The sequence below is a fragment of the Streptomyces sp. NPDC006529 genome, from assembly GCF_040611795.1.
GTDB lineage: Bacteria > Actinomycetota > Actinomycetes > Streptomycetales > Streptomycetaceae > Streptomyces.
This window is the reverse complement of sequence record NZ_JBEXPB010000006.1, coordinates 208,965-225,171: the sequence shown is the minus strand read 5'-3', so window position 1 is coordinate 225,171 and position 16,207 is coordinate 208,965. Positions and strand designations below refer to the sequence as shown.

Genomic DNA, 16,207 nt, shown 5'->3' with positions numbered 1-16,207 from the left:
ATCTTGGCGCACCGTCAAGCTCAGGGATCTTGGGAAGCCGTTGGGCAAGCTGGGCGTGCTCGACTGGAGGCGGTCAGCAGAATGACCACAGCCGCCCGCCGGTCTTCAGGGGCCCGGAGCCAGGCCCAGTGCGGGGAGCAGCGCGGCGTCGACGAAGCGGACGAGGTAGTCGGCGTCGGCGTAGCGGCCCTCCAGGACGGGACGGATCCGCAGGACGCCCATCAGCTGCGCCGGGAGGAACTCCACGGCGGGGTGGTCCGCGGCGATCTCGCCCCGCGCGACGGCCCGGGCGACCATCGCGTCGAAGGCCGCGCGCTCGGGTTCGACCAGCGCCTCGCGCAGGGCCGCCTGGAGTTCCTCGTCGTTCATGACGGCGTGGCCGAGGGCCTGGGTGAGGCGGGTGTCTCGGCCCGAGGTGCCCGCCGCGATCCGGGCGGCCTCGCGGAGGTCGCCCGCGAGGGTGCCGGTGTCCACGGCGGCGAGGGTGCGGCTGCGCCGGGCCGAGCGCAGGGCCGCCGCGACCAGTTGCGGCTTGGTCTTCCACTGCCTATAGAGCGTCGACTTCCCGCAGTTGGCCCGGGCTGCGACGCCCTCCATGGTCAGGGCCTCGTAGCCGTGCTCGCGAAGCTGTTCGAGGACCGCGTCGTAGAACTCCTGCTCGCGCTCCGGGGTGATCTTGGAGCGGCGCGCGGCGGCGGTCGGCGATGGCGACGACGGCGTCATGGGCGGCTCTCCTTCTGTTCTCCCGCGGCCGGGTGCGGTGCTCTCGGCGTCCGATACGGAAGCGTACCGGAACGCGGGCGTATCGGTACACTTTCGTATCGATACATTGACGTATCGATCGCGACCGCCACAGAGACAGAGGCCGCGGGGGCCGTCACACAGGAAAGAGAACCGGGGCATGACCCAGCGCACCACGGCCGTCGGGCGGCCCCGGGCGATACCCGAGCTGCTGCTCGTCGCGGCGCTCTTCGCCGTGTACAAGGGCGGCCGGATGCTGACGGCGGGCCACACGGACGAGGCCTTCCGCAACGCGGGCCGCGTCTGGGACGCCGAGCGCGCCCTGCGGCTGCCGGGCGAGGGCCGGGTGCAGGACCTGCTCCTGCACAGCGAGGCCGTCATCCACGTCGCGAACACCTACTACGCGGCCGTGCACTTCCCGGCCACGGCGGCCTTCCTGCTCTGGCTGTACCTGCGCCGGCCCGGCCACTACCTGTGGGCCCGCCGGGTGCTCGCGGTGCTCACCGCCGTCGGGCTGGTCCTCCACCTCGGCTTCCCGCTGGCCCCGCCGCGGCTGCTCGACGCCGCGCACCTCGTCGACACCGGCCAGGTCTACGGGCCCACGGTCTACGGCGCGGCGCCCGCCGCGGACACCATGGCCAACCAGTTCGCGGCGATGCCCTCGCTGCACTTCGGCTGGGCCCTGATGCTGGCGCTCGGCATGATCGCGGCCACCCGGGGCCGGTGGCGCCACCTGTGGCTGCTGCACCCGTTGCTGACCCTGACCGTCATCGTCGGCACGGCCAACCACTATTGGCTGGACGCCCTCGTCGCGACCGCGCTGCTGGGCGTCGCCCTGCTGGTCATCCCCCGGCCCGTGGCGGACCGTACGGCGGCAGGATCAGCCGGCCGCGGCGACGAGACCGTGCTCGCGGGCGCGGGCCGGGCGGCTGTGCCGGTCCCGCGGGACGTCCTGGAGCGGGAACCCGCCCGCACCCGCACGTAGCCCGCTGCCCCCGCAGACGACGGGCGGCCGCGCGACTGGGCGAATCCGATGCAGAAACGATGCGAGTTGATGGGGTCCCTGGTGCTCAGGAGGCTGGGGCCATGGACCTCAAGGACCGCACCGACCCGGACACGGACCCCATGCCCGCCGCCCTCGCCGGCCCGGACGGCGACACCGGCGACGCACGCCTCGTGGCCCTCTTCCTGAGCGGTGACGAGGATGCCGTGGCAGCCGTCTACCACCGCTGGCGGCCGCTCGTGCACGCCCTCGCCCGGCGGCGCCTCGGGGACGAGCGGGAGGCCGAGGACGTGACGCAGCAGGTGTTCCTCGCCGCCTGGCGCGGCCGCAGCGGCTACCGGCCCGGCAGCGGCGACCTCGGCGGCTGGCTGGTCGGGATCACCCGCCACAAGGTCGCGGACGCGCTGGCCGCCCGGGCCCGGGTGGCGCGCGCGGTGGCCGCCGCCGGGGCGCAGTACGGGAGCACCTGGCCGCCCGACGCCGCCGCGGGGCCGGAACAGGCCCTGGACCGGGTGTTCGTCCTCGGCGCGCTGTCCCGGCTGCCGTCGGCGCAGCAGCGGATCCTGCGCCTCGCCTACTACGGGGACCTGACCCAGACCCAGATCGCGGCGCGTACGGGGATGCCGCTGGGGACGGTCAAGAGCCACATGCGGCGCGCGCTGCGGTGCCTGCGGAGTTCCCTGCAGGCACAGACGCAGGCGCAGCCACTGTCAGCGACTCGATGATCTCCACCGCCGAGCGCAGCGCGTGCAGCCGCTCCGCGCGCGGCAGAGCGGCGCCGACCGCCCCCCAGCCCGGTCCGGCGAGCAGCATCCGCGGGTGGGCGCGGGCCCCGCGCAGGCCCCATTCGATGCCGGCGACCGACCGGACCAGCGCACGGTCCGCGGTCGTGCGGACCTGGGACCAGAGCACCACGGCGCAGGGGCCGATCCGGCGGACCGCCTCGTGCAGTGCTTCGGCGGGCAGGTCGGGCCCGAACATCCGCACCGGCAGGCCGCGTGCGCAGAGCGCCGCGCAGAGCGCCTCCATCGGCAGGCTGTGCTGCTCCCCCGGGGCGCACGCCAGGAGCACCGGAGACCTTCCGGCGGCCTCGGCCGCGGGCCGCACCCGGCGCAGCGCACCGGAGACGTGCCAGGACAGCAGGTGCTCCACCTCCACGTAGCGCTCCCCCGACGAGGCCCATTTGCGGCCCACCGCGTGCAGCGTGGGGGCGATGATCTCCTCCCAGGCGGTGACCGGGCCGTGCGCGGCCAGAGCCGCCTCCAGCAGCTCCGCCACGGCGGGCGCGTCCAGCCGTACGGCGGCCCGCGCCAGCCCCCGGCACTCGGTACGGACCTCCCCGAGCGGCAGGGCGTTGCGCCCGCCCGGCGCCTTGGCGGCGGGCGGTGCCGCGGGGGCCGGATCCGGGGCCGGTGCGGGGGCGGGCGGGGTGACGGGTGCCGGGTCAGGAGCCGGCTCCTGCGCCCGCCCCGGAGCGGCGCCGAGCGCGGCGCGGGCGGCTTCGGCGGGCGGTACGCCCTGGCTGGTCAGGTGGCACATCAGGTCCAGGCGGGCGATGTCGTCCGGGGTCCAGCGGCGGTGCCGGCCGTCCTCGCGGCGCGCGGGACCGATGGCGTAGCGGCGCTCCCAGGAACGCAGGGTGGTCGGCGAAACGCCCAGGCGCCGGGCGACGGCGCCGGTGCTCAGCGGCCAGGCCGCAGGTTCGGGCGGCGGCTCCGGGAGGGGGCGTGCGGGGTCCACCCCCGCCACGATACGGCCGGTCACGAGATGGCGCGGGCCCGCTTGAACCGGCCCAGCGCGTCGGCGAGGTCCACCACCGGGTCCGGATAGCCGGAGCGGGCCCGCTCCGGTGCGGGCAGCTTCCAGGGTTCGAAGACCTCCGGCGCGGGCAGGTCCGCCAGCTCCGGCACCCAGCGGTGGACGTACGCGCCGTGGGGGTCGTACCGCCGGGCCTGGCGGACGGGGTTGAGGACCCGGTTGGGCCGGGTGTCGGTGCCGGTCCCGGCCACCCACTGCCAGTTGAGCTGGTTGTTCGCGAGGTCCCCGTCGACCAGGAGGTCCAGGAAGTGCCGGGCGCCGGTGCGCCAGTCGACGTACAGGGTCTTGGTGAGGAAGCTCGCGGCGAGCAGCCGCCCCCGGTTGTGCATCCAGCCCTCGTGGCGCAGCTGGCGCATGGCCGCGTCGACCACCGGATAGCCGGTGCGGCCCTCCTTCCACGCCTCGATCTCCTCGGCGGCCTCGGCGTCGCTGCGCCAGCGGTCGTGCCGGATCCGGTAGTCCTCGTGGGCGACCGCGGGGCGCGCGGCGAGCACTTGGTGGTGGAAGTCCCGCCAGCACAGCTGCCGCACGAAGGCCTCCGCGCCGGGGCCGCCCGCCGCCCGCGCGCGGTGCGCGCATTCCGCGGGCGAGAGGGTACCGAAGTGCAGGTGCGGGGAGAGCCGGGAGGTGGCGTCCCCGGCCAGGTCGTCGTGGGTGTCCTCGTAGCGCGCGAGGCCGCCGCGCAGCCAGGCGGTGAGCCGGGCCCGGGCCTCGCTCTCGCCGCCGCGGGCGAGGGCCGGCGAGGTTCCGCGGACGGCGTCCCGCGCGGGCAGCGGCTCCGAACCGACGGCTTCGGGCACCCGGACCGCGCGCGGGGCGGCGGTGACGGGCCGCGGGGGCAGTTCGGACCAGCGGCGGAAGTACGGGGTGAACACCGCGAAGTGGTCCGAACCCGCCGGGGTCACCGCGCCGGGGGCGACGGCCGTCACCACCGCGTCGTGCACGTACAGCCGGCGGCCCTCCCGCTCCAGCGCGGCGCGCAGCCGCTCCTCGCGGCCGTGGGCGTAGGCGCTGACCCCCGCCGCCATGTGCACCTCGTCCGCGTCGGCCTCGCGGACCACCGTGCACACCTGGTCGACGGTGTCCCCCGAGCGGACGACCAGGCGGCCGCCGCGCTCGCGCAGGCCGGCGTCAAGGGCGGCCAGGCAGTCTGCGAGGAACGCCAGCCGGTTGGGGGCGGCGAACCCGGCGGCGTCGACGCCGCGGTCCCGGACGAACAGCGGCACCACCTCGGCGCAGGAGGACAGCGCGGCCCGCAACGGCGGGTGGTCGTGCAGGCGCAGGTCGGAGGTGTAGAGGACGACCGCGACGTTCATGGACGGGCTCCACGTCAGAAGGGGTGCGGGGGTGTGCTGTCGTGCGGTACTTCGGGCGGGGGGTCGCCGCCGGATGCGAGTGCGCCTCCGGCTTCGGTTCGGGGAGCCCCGGGGGGCCGGGGGGCCAGGGTCCGATCCGTGGCCCCGGGGCCGGGCCCGGGGCCTTGGCCGGCCTCCGCCGGGTGTCGCCTCCGGCGGGGGCCCTCAATCGCCCGGCGGGCTTGAAGTGGCTGAGGTGGGCGGTCCGGGACCGCTGGGCCGGGCTCCGCCCCGGGGCGGCCCGAGGGTTCGGGACGACGGGTCCCGGCCCGCGGTCCCGCCGGGCGTGGGCGCGGAGCGACCAACCCCGGGCGGGGCGAGTACCCGGGTGGCACGGGGTTCGATGCCCTGTGCCACGGGTGGGGGCCGGGGTCCGCGTCCGGCGCCCTGGCGACACAGCAGGGCCGGGACCGGGCAAGTCCCTGCCCCTGGCCATGGCGTGAGCCATGGGCCGGTCGGGACATCCGGGACCCGCTGGCCCCGACCCAGCTCCTGGCCAGGGTCCCGGTTCCTTGGGCCCCAGGGTGCCAGGCCGGGGTGCGGACCCCGAACCGGCACAGGACCGGGGGCGGGCGCGTCGGCCGCCTTGGGCCGGGGTCGGGTCTGCGGCCGTGGGGCGGGGGCTTCGGGCTTCGGCAGCGGGGCGCTCAGCCGCCCGCTCGGCGGGGGTGGTCGGGAGGCGGGGACGGGGGGAGGGATTCGGCTGCGCGGGCGATGTTGCGGGCCATGCCGCCGAAGACCACCGCGTGGAAGGGCGAGACGCTCCACCAGTAGAGGTGGCCGAGGAGGCCGTGGGGGTGGAACAAGGCCCGCTGGCGGTAGCGGGAGGCGTGGCCGCCGGTCGCCGGGGCGGAGCCGGGGGCGCGGTCGTCGACGTACATCTCCAGCCAGGCGAGCCCCGGCAGCCGCATCTCGGCGCGCAGCCGCAGCAGCCGTCCCGGTTCGAGCTCCTCCACGCGCCAGAAGTCGAGGGAGTCCCCCACGCGCAGCCGGGCCGCGTCGCGCCGGCCGCGCCGGATGCCGGCTCCCCCGACGAGCCGGTCGAGCCAGCCGCGCACCGCCCAGGCCAGCGGGAAGGAGTACCAGCCGTTCTTCCCGCCGATCCCCTCGACCACCCGCCACAGCGCCTGCGGGGAGGCGTTCACGTCCCGCTCGCGGCAGTCCTCGTAGAGGCTGCCGCCCGCCCAGTCGGGGTCGGTGGGGAGCGGGTCGCTGGGGGCTCCGGGGAGGGAGGCCGAGGACCACCGGGTGGTCACCTTGGCCTCGCGGACCCGTTGCAGCGCCAGTTCCAGGGCCCGGTCGAAGGGGACCGGCGCGCCGGGCGGATCGGGCACGTACCGCGCGATGTCGTGCTCGTGGCAGACCACCTCGTGGCGCAGGGACTCCGCGAGCGGCCGGGCCAGCGACCGCGGCACCGGCGTGACCAGGCCGATCCAGTGGCTGGACAGGCGCGGCGTGAGCATGGGCACGCGCACGATCAGCCGGCGCGGCAGGCGTGCGACGGCGGCGTAGCGGCGCATCATCTGCTCGTAGGTGACCACGTCCGGGCCGCCGATGTCGAAGGTCCGGCTGACCTCCGGGGGCAGGGTGGCGGCGCCGACGAGGTAGCGCAGCACGTCGCGGACGGCGATCGGCTGGATGCGGGTGCCGACCCAGCTCGGGGTGACCATGACCGGGAGCCGTTCGGTGAGGTAGCGCAGCATCTCGAAGGACGCGGAGCCGGAACCGATGATGACCGCGGCGCGCAGCACGGCGGTGGGGACGCCGGAGCCGAGGAGGATGTCGCCGACCTCGGCGCGCGAGCGCAGGTGCGGGGACAGCTCGCGCGCCGGGACGTCCGCCGGGGTCAGGCCGCCGAGGTAGACGATCCGGCGGACCCCGGCCGCGCGGGCCTGCTCGGCGAAGATCCGGGCGGCCGACCGGTCGCGGTCCTCGAAGCCCGGGCCGGTGCCCAGCGCGTGCACGAGGTAGTACGCGACGTCCGTCCCGCGCAGGGCGGCCGCCACCGAGTCCGGGTCGGTGACGTCCCCGCGCACCACCTCGGCCCGCCCGGCCCAGGGGTGGTCGCGCAGCCGCTCCGGCGAGCGGGCCAGGCAGCGGACGGTGTGCCCCGCGTCCAGGAGTTCGGGCACGAGCCGGCCGCCGATGTAACCAGTGGCGCCGGTGACCAGGCAGGTCAGCCCGCCGGGCCCGGTTGCGCCTCCGGGGGCGGGCCGGCCCGCGGGTTCGCCACTGGTGGTCGCCCGGTCGTCCATGGCTCTCTCCCTTCCGGGCGCTGCCCGGTGCACGGCCTCGATCCCCGCCGACGGTCCCCCGCTCCGCCGGACCCTCTCATGCCGATTCGCGGCGGCCCGGGAGGACGGATGCGTGCGGCGCCGCATTGGTCCGAATGCGGGTGCCGGCTGGGGCACGGTCTCTCCGATGGGTGGTTTGTGGGCCATTGGTACAGTCCGGGAGCGATCCCGAACCCCCACGGAAGGTCCCGGACCATGGCGGTGGACGAGCTGGACACCCGGATCCTGCGGCTGCTGATCGAGGAGCCGCGCACCAGCCTGCGGGAGTACGCCCGCCGCCTCGGCGTGGCGCGCGGCACCCTGCAGGCCCGCATCGACCGGATGGAGCGGACCGGGGTGATCACGGGCACGGGCCCGGCGCTCTCTCCCGCGGCGCTCGGCCACCCGGTGCTGGCGTTCGTGCACATCGAGGTCACGCAGGGGCACCTGGACGAAGTGGGCGAGGCGCTGGCTTCCGTGCCGGAAATCATCGAGGCCTTCTCCATCACCGGCGGCGGGGACCTGCTGACCCGGGTGGCGGCCCGGGACAACGCCCATCTGGAGGACGTGATCCAGGGGCTGATCCGGCTGCCGGGTGTGGTCCGCACGCGGACCGAGGTGGCGCTGCGCGAACGGGTCCCGCACCGGCTGCTGCCGCTGGTGGAATCCGTCGGCCGGTCCGCCCGCAAGGCCTGACAGGATGGCTGGAATACGTACACGACCGGCAGGGCGGGCACTACGGATGATTTCCGTCATATTCGATCTCGACGGCACCCTCGTGGACAGCGAACCGAACTACTACGCCTCCGGCCGCCGCACCCTGGAACGGCACGGCGTCACCGGTTTCACGTGGGAGGAGCACGCGCGTTTCATCGGCATCGGCACCCTGGAGACGCTGGAGGTCCTGCGCGAGCGGTACGCGCTGCACGCGCCGGTGGAGCAGCTGCTCGCCGAGCAGAACGCCGCCTACCTGGAGCTGGCGAGCGCCCGGACCGAGGCCTTCCCGGAGATGCGTGCGTTCGTGGAACGGCTGCACGGCGAGGGGGTCCCGATGGCCGTGGCCTCCGGCTCCTCGCGCGAGGCGATCGACGCCGTGCTCGCCGGGACCGGTCTGGACGTCCTGCTGACCACCGTGGTCTCCGCGGAGGAGGTCGCGCACGGCAAGCCCGCGCCCGACGTCTTCCTGGAGGCGGCGCGGCGGCTGGGGGCGGATCCGGCCGACTGCGTGGTCGTGGAGGACGCCGCTCCGGGAGTGGAGGCCGCGCACGCCGCCGGGATGGCCTGCGTGGCGGTCCCGTACGTGGCGGGGACCGCGGACGACCCGGCGTTCGGGGCGGCGGAGCTGCTGTTCCGGGGCGGGCAGGCGGAGTTCTCGGCGGACGCGGCGCACGACTGGCTGAGCGCGCGCCGCCGAGCAGCCGCGGGGGAAGATCCCGGGGCCTCCGCCAGTTGGTAGAACCGTGAACGATTTCCGTAGTGACGTGGACGTGGTGGTCATCGGCGCCGGACAGGCAGGTCTGTCCAGCGCCTATCACCTGGGGCGGGCGGGGCTGGACCACGTGGTGCTGGACCACGCACCCCGCCCCGGCGGCGCCTGGCAGTTCCGCTGGCCCTCGCTGACCTACGGGAAGGTGCACGGCATGTACGCGCTGCCCGGGATGGAGCTGACGGGCGCCGACCCGGCCCGCCCGTCGTCCGAGGTGATCGGGGAGTACTTCGCCGCGTACGAGGAGCACTTCCGGCTGCGCGTACGGCGCCCCGTGGACGTGACGGCGGTGCGCGAGGGAACCGGCGGGCGGCTGCGCGTGGAGTCCGCGGCCGGCACGTGGTCGGCGCGGGCCCTGGTCAATGCCACCGGGACCTGGGACCGGCCGTTCTGGCCGCGCTATCCGGGCCAGGAGACCTTCCGGGGGCGCCAGCTGCACACCGCGGACTACCCCGGGCCCCAGGAGTTCGCCGGAGCCCGGGTGATCGTCGTCGGCGGGGGCAACTCGGGCGTGCAGCACCTGCTGGAGATCGCCGAGGTCGCCGCGGAGACCACCTGGGTCACCCGGCGGCCCCCGGTGTTCCGGGACGGCTCCTTCGGCGAGGTCGAGGGGCGGGCCGCGGTGGCGATGGTGGAGGAGCGGGTCCGCCGGGGGCTGCCGCCGCAGAGCGTGGTCAGCGTGACGGGTCTGCCGCTGAACGACGCCGTACGCGCCGGGCTGGCCTCGGGGGTGCTCGATCGCTTGCCCGCCTTCGACCGGATCACCCCGTCGGGCGTGGCCTGGGACGACGGCCGGATCGTGGAGGCCGACGTGATCCTGTGGGCCACCGGCTTCCGGGCGGCGATCGACCACCTCGCTCCGCTGCGGCTGCGCGAGCCGGGCGGCGGGATCCGCGTGGAGGGCACCAGGGCGGTCCGCGACCCGCGGGTGCACCTCGTCGGCTACGGGCCCTCGGCCAGCACGATCGGCGCGAACCGCGCGGGCGGCGCGGCCGCCCGCGAGCTGCGCCGCCTCCTCGCGCCCGCCGGGGCGGGCGCGGGTTCCCCGGTCGGGGTGCGCTGACCGCGCCCCCTACGCCTTCCGGGCGGCGGCGCGGCGCTTGTTGAACTCGGCCACGTGGCGCTTGTGCTCCTCGTACGTCGCCGAGAAGCGGGTGTCCCCCGGCTTCACCGTGACGAAGAACAGCCAGTCGCCGGGGGTCGGGGCGACCGCCGCCGCCATGGCCGCCGCGCCGGGGTTGTCGATCGGGGTCGGCGGCAGACCCTGCCGTGCGTAGGTGTTGAAGGGGCTGTCGATCCGGGTGTCGCCCACCGCGGTGTCCACGGTGGTGCGGTTCAGGGCGTAGTTGATGGTCGAGTCCATCTGAAGCGGCATCGACTTGGCGAGCCGGTTGTAGACCACCCGCGCGACCTTGCCCATGTCGGCCGGGGTGGCGGCTTCCGCCTGGATGATGCTCGCCAGGGTGGCCGTCTGGTACGGGGTCATCCCCTGGGCCTTGGCTCCGGCGGCGACCGGTGCGCCGGCCAGTGTCCGGCCGGCCGTCCGCACCATGGAGGCGAGGAGCGCGGCCGGCGTGCTTTCGTCGGTCACCGGGTAGGCGGCCGGGAAGAGGAACCCTTCCGGATTGCCCTTGGCCTCGGCGGGCAGGGCCAGACCCGCTCCGGCGACCGCCGCCTTGCCAGAGCCCGCGGGGAGCTTCAGCTCACGGTCGATCGCCGCGAACACCTGGGCAGCCCGCCAGCCTTCGGGGATCACGAGCCGGCGCGGTGGCGGGGGTGGTTTGTCGGCGCCCCCGTTCAGCAGGAGGGGGACCAGCACCGCCGCCCCGGTCGCGACCAGCAGACCGAAGAGGATCGCCAGTCGGCCCCGGCGGGTGACGCGGGTCCCGGGCCGCTTCGGCGGCCGGTGCTCTTGACGCATACCGAAACGCTAACCCGCGACGCACCGCGGTCCCGGCAGCCCAGCCGTGCGGCGGTCAGATGATCACACGCGGACCGACAGGGTCGGCGCGTCCAGCGTCACGGTGGCCGGAGCCATGTCGCTGTCCCTGCGGACCAGGGCCGCATAGCGTCCGCCGGCTTCCAGCAGTTCCTCGTGCGTGCCCCGTTCGGCGATCGTGCCCCCGTCGAGGACGACGATCTGATCGGCATCCCGGACGGTGGAGAGCCGGTGCGCGATGGTGATGGTGGTGCGGCCTTCGGAGAGGGCGTCGATCGCCTTCTGCACGGCGTGTTCGGTGCGCGTGTCGAGCGCGCTGGTGGCTTCGTCCAGGATCAGTACCGGCGGGTCGCGCAGGATGGTGCGCGCGATGGCCAGGCGCTGCTTCTCACCGCCGGAGAACCGGTAGCCGCGCTCGCCGACGAGGGTGTCGTAGCCGTCGGGCAGCGACTCGATGTGGTCGTGGATCTGGGCCGCCTTGGCCGCCTGGGCTATCTCTTCGTCGGTGGCGTCCGGCTTGGCGAAGCGGAGGTTGTCGGCCACGGAGGCGTGGAAGAGGTACGTCTCCTGGCTGACGACGCCGATCGAGCGGGCCAGCGAGTCGAAGTCCAGGTCGCGGACGTCGATGCCGTCGAGCGCGACGCGGCCTCCGGTGACGTCGTACAGCCGGGGCACGAGATAGCTCAGCGTGCTCTTGCCGGATCCGGTGGGGCCGACGACCGCGAGGGAGCCGCCCGCCGGGACCGTGATGTCGATGCCGGTCAGGGTGGGACCGTTCTTGGCGTCGTAGGCGAAGTCCACGCCCTCCAGCCGGATCTCGCCCTTGGCCTGCTCCAGTCGGACGGCGTCCTCGCGCTCCGTGATGTCGACCGGCAGGTCGAGGTACTCGAAGACGCGGGCGAACAGCGCGAGCGAGGTCTGGATCTGCACACCCGTCGACAGCAGGCTCACGGCGGGCCGGAACAGGCCCTGCTGGAGGGTAACGAAGGCGACGAGGGTACCGACGGAGAGCGACGGGGCGCCGGACTGCAAGGCCATGCCCGCCGCCCAGTAGATCATCGCGGGCATCGCGGCCATGACGATGCCGATGGTCGACATCCGCCACCGCCCCGCCATGCTGGAGCGGACTTCGAGGCCGACGAGCTTCTCGGATTCCTCGGAGAACGACCGGGTGAGCGAATCGGCCCGGCCCATGGTGCGACCCAGCAGGATGCCGCTGACCGAGAGGGATTCGGTGACGGTGGCGGCCATGGCCGCCATCTGCTTCTGGCGCTGGGTGGTGATCTTCTTGCGCTCGCGGCCGACCCGGCGGCTGATCCACACGAACACCGGCAGCAGGAGCAGCGAGACGAGCGTGAGGCGCCAGTCGAGGGCGAGCATCGCGACCACGGAGGCGACCACGGCCGTGAGGTTGGAGACGAGGGAGGTCGCCGTCGAGGTGACGGTGGCCTGCATGCCGCCGATGTCGTTGGCTATCCGGGACTGCACCTCACCCGTGCGGGTGCGGGTGAAGAACGCCAGCGGCATCCGCTGGAGCTGCGCGTAGACGGCGGTCCGCAGGTCGTGCATGACGCGCTGGCCCACCGTGGTGGAGATCAGGGTCTGGAGCACGCCGAACACGCTCGTGACGACCGCGGTGAGGATCATGCCGAGGGCCAGCAGGCTGAGCAGCCCCGTCCGCCCCTGCGGGATCGCGACGTCGAGGATCTCCTTCAGCAGGAACGGCGAGGCGACGCCGACCAGCGACGAGGCACCGACGAGCAGCCCCACGATGCCGAGCCGGCCCCGGTAGGGGCGGAACAGGCGCGCGATCCGCCGCAGTTCGCGCGGCTGGTCGGCGGGGGCGGGACGACGCGGGTCGAGGGCTTCCTTCGACGGCGTCCATTTCGGTTCTTTTCCTTCGGGGCGCATGGGCCTCCCTCTGACGACACTCCTGACCACATGATCCTGAGACTCAAATGAGCATAGCTCATTGTTACCTATACTCACAATGAGCCTGGTCCTGCTACCCTTCCCAGTATGAGCACCGCTTCCGAGACCGACAGCCCGGACAGCTCGGACGGCGTCCTCGCCGAGCAGCTGCTGCGCCTGACCCGTCGGCTGCACCGCATCCAGAAGCGCCATCTGGAGCCGCTCGGGATCACGCCGGCCCAGTCCCGCCTGCTCCGCACGGTCGCGCACTACCCTGCGGGCGAGCCTCCCCGAATGGCGGATCTGGCCGCCCACCTGGAGGTCGTGCCGCGTGCGGTGACCACGCTGGTCGACGGCCTGGAAGCGGCCGCGTGCGTGCGCCGGGTCCCGGACACCGCGAACCGCCGGGTCATCCGGATCGAGCTGACCGAGACCGGGCGCGCCACGCTGCGCAGGCTGCGCAGCGCGCGGACGGGCGCCGCGGAGGAGATCCTGGCTCCATTGACCACCGATCAGCGCGAACTGCTCGGCGGCCTGCTCGACGCCCTGGCCGACGCACCGGCGCAGGAGCGGGCGGAGCACGGCTGCTGAGGAGGACCGCTCAGCCGAGGGGGCACGCATGCCGCTGCTGGAGCCGAACCCGGGAGCCCTGCGTCCGCGCGGCGTCGGCGCTCCGGCCGCCGACCGGGTGCCCGAGCGGCTGGCGGGCGGGACCCCCGAGCCGCTGCGCTCCGAGCTGACGGCGCTGCTCGGCGCCGAGAAGGTGCTGTGGAAGGTCTCCGACCTGGTCCGCTACGCCTCGGACGCCTCCCCCTACCGCTTCGTGCCGCAGGTCGTCGTGGTCGCCGAGGACATCGACGACGTCTCCGCCGTGCTGTCCTACGCCCACGGCAAGCAGCGCGAGGTCGTCTTCCGCGCTGCCGGGACCTCGCTCAACGGCCAGTCCCAGGGCGAGGACATCCTGGTCGACGTGCGCCGCCACTGGGCGGGGATCGAGGTGCTGGAGGAGGGGCTGCGCGCCCGGATCCGGCCCGGCACGACCGTCCAGCGTGCCAATGCCGCGCTCGCCCGGCACGGCCGGGTGCTCGGTCCCGACCCGGCCAGCGCGATCGCCTGCACCCTCGGCGGGGTGGTCGCGAACAACGCCTCGGGCATGACCGCGGGGACCACGAGGAACGCGTACCGGACCCTGTCCTCGCTCACCTTCGTGCTGCCCGGCGGCACCGTGGTGGACACCGCCGACCCGCGGGCCGACGAGGAGCTGGCGCGGGCCGAGCCCGCCCTGTGCCGCGGACTGATGGAGATCAAGCGGGAGATCGAGGCGGACCCGCGGCTCACCGCCCGGATCCGCGCCAAGTACGAGATCAAGAACACCACCGGCTACCGCCTGGACGCGTATCTCGACGGCAGCACGCCGGTGGAGATCCTGCGCGGGCTGATGGTCGGATCCGAAGGCACCCTCGGCTTCATCTCCGAAGTCGTCTTCGACACCCTGCCGCTGGACCGCGAGCTGTCCAGTGCCCTGCTCTTCTTCCCCTCGCTGCCCGCCGCCGCGGCGGCCGTGCCCCTCTTCACGGCGGCAGGTGCGATCGCCGTCGAGCTGATGGACGGCAACACGCTGCGCGCCTCGGTCCGCGTGGCGGGCGTACCGGCGGACTGGGCCGTGCTGCCCAAGGACACGACCGCGCTGCTCGTGGAGTTCCGGGCGCCGGACGCCGCGGGCCGGGCGGCGTACGAGCGGCGCGCGGCCGAGCTGGTCGCCGGGCTGGACCTCGTCGCCCCGGTGGCCTCGGTGACCAACGCCTTCACCTCCGATCCCGCGGCCATCGCCGGGTTCTGGACGGCCCGGAAGGCCTTCGTCACCGCCGTCGGCGGCGCCCGCGCCCCCGGCACCACCCTGATCACGGAGGACTTCGCCGTCCCGCCCGCCCGCCTGGCCGAGGCCTGCGAGGCCCTCCTGGAACTCCAGGCGGAGCACGGTTTCGACGCCGCCGTCGCCGGTCACGCGGCCCACGGCAACCTGCACTTCCTGCTGGCCTTCGACGCCGCGCTGCCCGCCGACGTCGCGCGGTACGAGGCGTTCATGGACGCTTTCTGCCGGCTGACCGTCGAGCGGTTCGACGGTTCGCTGAAGGCCGAGCACTCCACGGGCCGCAACATGGCCCCCTTCCTGGAACTGGAATGGGGGGCCGCGGCCACCGCGCTGATGTGGCGCACCAAGCGGCTCGTCGATCCCGGCGCGGTGCTCGCGCCGCGGATCCTGCTGGACCGCGACCCGCGCGCCCACCTGCGGGGACTCAAGACGATCCCGACGGTGGAGGCGGTCGTGGACCCCTGCATCGAGTGCGGGTTCTGCGAGCCGACCTGCCCCAGCAAGGACCTCACGACCACCCCCCGGCAGCGGATCGTGCTGCGCCGCGAGATGACGCGCCAGCAGCCCGGCTCCCGCGTACTGGACGGGCTCCTCGACTCCTACGGCTACGACGCCGTGGACACCTGCGCGGGTGATTCCACCTGCCGGATCGCCTGCCCGGTCGGCATCGACACCGGCGCCCTGATGAGGGACTTCCGCCACCGCCGTCACGGCCCGCGCGAGGAGCGGGCGGCCGCCTTCGCCGCCCGGCACTTCGCGACGGTGGAGAGCGCCGCGCGGCTCGCGGTCGCCGCGGCCGACCGGATCACCGACCGGGTCGGTGACGGCCCGCTGCGGCTGGTCACGGGGGCCGCGCGCAAGGCCGTACGCCCGGATCTGGTGCCGCGGTGGCTGCCGCAGATTCCGGGCGCGGCGGCTCGCGCGCTGCCCGCCACCCGGCGGGTCGGCGCCCGCGCCGTGTACTACCCGGCCTGCGTCAACCGGATCTTCGGCGGACCCGACGGCGGTGACGGGACGGCCGGGCCCTCGCTGCCCGAAGCCGTGGTCGCGCTCGGCGCCCGGGCGGGGCGGCCGGTGTGGATCCCCCAGGACGTCAAGGGCACTTGCTGCGCCACGATCTGGCACTCCAAGGGCTACGACGCCGGGAACCGGCTGATGGCGAACCGGATCGTGGAGGCCGCCTGGGGCTGGACGGCGGGCGGCCGGCTGCCCCTCGTCGTGGACGCCTCCTCCTGCACCCTGGGCCTCGCCCACGAGGTCATCCCGTACCTGACCGCCGACAACCGCGACCTGCACGCCGCACTGACCGTCGTCGACTCCGTCGTCTGGGCGGCCGAGGAGCTGCTGCCGCGTCTGGAGGTGCTGCGCACGGTCGGTTCGGCGGTGGTGCACCCGACCTGTTCGATGCGCCATCTGGGCGACGAGGCCGAGCTGCGGGCCGTGGCGCAGGCCTGCGCGCGGGAGGTGGCCGTGCCGGACGACGCGGGCTGCTGCGCCTTCGCGGGCGACCGCGGCATGCTGCATCCGGAGCTGACGGACGCCGCGACGGCGCGGGAGGCCGCGGAGGTCACGGCGCGCTCCTACGACGTCCACCTGTCGGCGAACCGCATGTGCGAGGTGGGCATGGAACGGGCCACCGGGCGCGGTTACCGCTCGGTGCTGCTGGAGCTGGAACGGGCCACCCGCCCCTGAGTTCCCCGGCCGGCGGGCCGGAGCGCCCCCGTCCGGTCCGGTCGTCCCCGGTCCGGGCAGGGGCCCCGCGACCATGGCCGGTTCTGGTCCCGGCGATGGTAAATCGATTGCCCCGC

The 16,207-nt window shown here is 74.6% G+C and carries 13 protein-coding genes; 7 read left to right on the top strand and 6 right to left on the bottom strand.

Annotated elements, in window-relative coordinates; translation table 11 throughout:
* Positions 1–105 precede the first annotated feature (105 nt).
* Positions 106–723 carry a TetR/AcrR family transcriptional regulator gene (locus ABZY31_RS07960; RefSeq protein ID WP_356405971.1) on the bottom strand — a complete coding sequence of 206 codons (618 nt, stop codon included), beginning with the start codon at positions 721–723 and terminating at the stop codon, positions 106–108.
* Between the two features lie 178 nt (positions 724–901).
* Between ABZY31_RS07960 and ABZY31_RS07955 the strand changes: the two genes are divergently transcribed.
* The gene (locus ABZY31_RS07955) at positions 902–1,726 is read left to right on the top strand and encodes a phosphatase PAP2 family protein (protein WP_356405969.1); all 825 of its coding nucleotides are present in this window, start codon (positions 902–904) and stop codon (positions 1,724–1,726) included.
* 140 nt (positions 1,727–1,866) lie between these two features.
* Positions 1,867–2,469, top strand: a complete 603-nt coding sequence (locus tag ABZY31_RS07950; RefSeq protein WP_356406006.1) for a sigma-70 family RNA polymerase sigma factor — start codon at positions 1,867–1,869, stop codon at positions 2,467–2,469.
* Here ABZY31_RS07950 and ABZY31_RS07945 read toward each other — a convergent pair.
* The 3 genes from ABZY31_RS07945 to ABZY31_RS07935 all read right to left on the bottom strand — a co-directional run bounded on the left by ABZY31_RS07945 (position 2,381) and on the right by ABZY31_RS07935 (position 7,172).
* Positions 2,381–3,484 carry a MerR family transcriptional regulator gene (locus ABZY31_RS07945; protein WP_356405967.1) on the bottom strand — a complete coding sequence of 368 codons (1,104 nt, stop codon included), beginning with the start codon at positions 3,482–3,484 and terminating at the stop codon, positions 2,381–2,383. The two genes, ABZY31_RS07950 and ABZY31_RS07945, sit on opposite strands and share 89 nt — an antisense overlap.
* A 20-nt stretch (positions 3,485–3,504) precedes the next feature.
* Positions 3,505–4,878: a deoxyribodipyrimidine photo-lyase gene (locus tag ABZY31_RS07940; protein ID WP_356405965.1), complete on the bottom strand. Its 1,374-nt coding sequence runs from the start codon at positions 4,876–4,878 to the stop codon at positions 3,505–3,507.
* A 686-nt stretch (positions 4,879–5,564) separates the two neighbouring features.
* The gene (locus ABZY31_RS07935) at positions 5,565–7,172 is read right to left on the bottom strand and encodes an SDR family oxidoreductase (RefSeq protein WP_356405963.1); all 1,608 of its coding nucleotides are present in this window, start codon (positions 7,170–7,172) and stop codon (positions 5,565–5,567) included.
* A 234-nt stretch (positions 7,173–7,406) separates the two neighbouring features.
* Here ABZY31_RS07935 and ABZY31_RS07930 point away from each other — a divergent pair, with 234 nt between their 5' ends.
* From ABZY31_RS07930 to ABZY31_RS07920, 3 genes are read left to right on the top strand one after another with little or no spacing between them, the layout of a single operon-like run.
* A complete protein-coding gene (locus ABZY31_RS07930) occupies positions 7,407–7,886 on the top strand; it encodes an Lrp/AsnC family transcriptional regulator (RefSeq protein ID WP_356405961.1) in 480 nt (159 codons plus the stop codon).
* 46 nt (positions 7,887–7,932) lie between these two features.
* Positions 7,933–8,646, top strand: a complete 714-nt coding sequence (locus ABZY31_RS07925) for an HAD family phosphatase (RefSeq protein ID WP_356405959.1) — start codon at positions 7,933–7,935, stop codon at positions 8,644–8,646.
* A 4-nt stretch (positions 8,647–8,650) separates the two neighbouring features.
* Positions 8,651–9,739 carry an FAD-dependent oxidoreductase gene (locus tag ABZY31_RS07920; RefSeq protein ID WP_356405957.1) on the top strand — a complete coding sequence of 363 codons (1,089 nt, stop codon included), beginning with the start codon at positions 8,651–8,653 and terminating at the stop codon, positions 9,737–9,739.
* Positions 9,740–9,748: 9 nt separating this feature from the next.
* On the opposite strand, the gene mltG is transcribed toward ABZY31_RS07920, so the two are convergent.
* Positions 9,749–10,597: an endolytic transglycosylase MltG gene (gene mltG / locus ABZY31_RS07915; RefSeq protein WP_356405955.1), complete on the bottom strand. Its 849-nt coding sequence runs from the start codon at positions 10,595–10,597 to the stop codon at positions 9,749–9,751.
* 63 nt (positions 10,598–10,660) lie between these two features.
* On the bottom strand, positions 10,661–12,526 hold the full coding sequence (locus tag ABZY31_RS07910; protein WP_356405953.1) for an ABC transporter ATP-binding protein: 1,866 nt from the start codon (positions 12,524–12,526) through the stop codon (positions 10,661–10,663).
* Positions 12,527–12,634: 108 nt separating this feature from the next.
* Between ABZY31_RS07910 and ABZY31_RS07905 the strand changes: the two genes are divergently transcribed.
* On the top strand, positions 12,635–13,117 hold the full coding sequence (locus ABZY31_RS07905; protein WP_356405952.1) for a MarR family transcriptional regulator: 483 nt from the start codon (positions 12,635–12,637) through the stop codon (positions 13,115–13,117).
* A 28-nt stretch (positions 13,118–13,145) separates the two neighbouring features.
* Entirely contained in the window at positions 13,146–16,091 is a 2,946-nt protein-coding gene (locus tag ABZY31_RS07900; RefSeq protein ID WP_356405950.1) for an FAD-binding and (Fe-S)-binding domain-containing protein, read from the top strand.
* The last annotated feature ends 116 nt before the right edge of the window (positions 16,092–16,207 follow it).

Excerpts from the sequence above, each read along its gene's own strand:
- ABZY31_RS07960 (WP_356405971.1), bottom strand. The coding sequence starts at position 723 with ATGACGCCGTCGTCGCCATCGCCGACCGCCGCCGCGCGCCGCTCCAAG.
- ABZY31_RS07955 (WP_356405969.1), top strand. The coding sequence starts at position 902 with ATGACCCAGCGCACCACGGCCGTCGGGCGGCCCCGGGCGATACCCGAG.
- ABZY31_RS07950 (WP_356406006.1), top strand. The coding sequence starts at position 1,867 with ATGCCCGCCGCCCTCGCCGGCCCGGACGGCGACACCGGCGACGCACGC.
- ABZY31_RS07940 (WP_356405965.1), bottom strand. The coding sequence starts at position 4,878 with ATGAACGTCGCGGTCGTCCTCTACACCTCCGACCTGCGCCTGCACGAC.
- ABZY31_RS07935 (WP_356405963.1), bottom strand. The coding sequence starts at position 7,172 with ATGGACGACCGGGCGACCACCAGTGGCGAACCCGCGGGCCGGCCCGCC.
- ABZY31_RS07930 (WP_356405961.1), top strand. The coding sequence starts at position 7,407 with ATGGCGGTGGACGAGCTGGACACCCGGATCCTGCGGCTGCTGATCGAG.
- ABZY31_RS07925 (WP_356405959.1), top strand. The coding sequence starts at position 7,933 with ATGATTTCCGTCATATTCGATCTCGACGGCACCCTCGTGGACAGCGAA.
- mltG (WP_356405955.1), bottom strand. The coding sequence starts at position 10,597 with ATGCGTCAAGAGCACCGGCCGCCGAAGCGGCCCGGGACCCGCGTCACC.
- ABZY31_RS07910 (WP_356405953.1), bottom strand. The coding sequence starts at position 12,526 with ATGCGCCCCGAAGGAAAAGAACCGAAATGGACGCCGTCGAAGGAAGCC.
- ABZY31_RS07905 (WP_356405952.1), top strand. The coding sequence starts at position 12,635 with ATGAGCACCGCTTCCGAGACCGACAGCCCGGACAGCTCGGACGGCGTC.
- ABZY31_RS07900 (WP_356405950.1), top strand. The coding sequence starts at position 13,146 with ATGCCGCTGCTGGAGCCGAACCCGGGAGCCCTGCGTCCGCGCGGCGTC.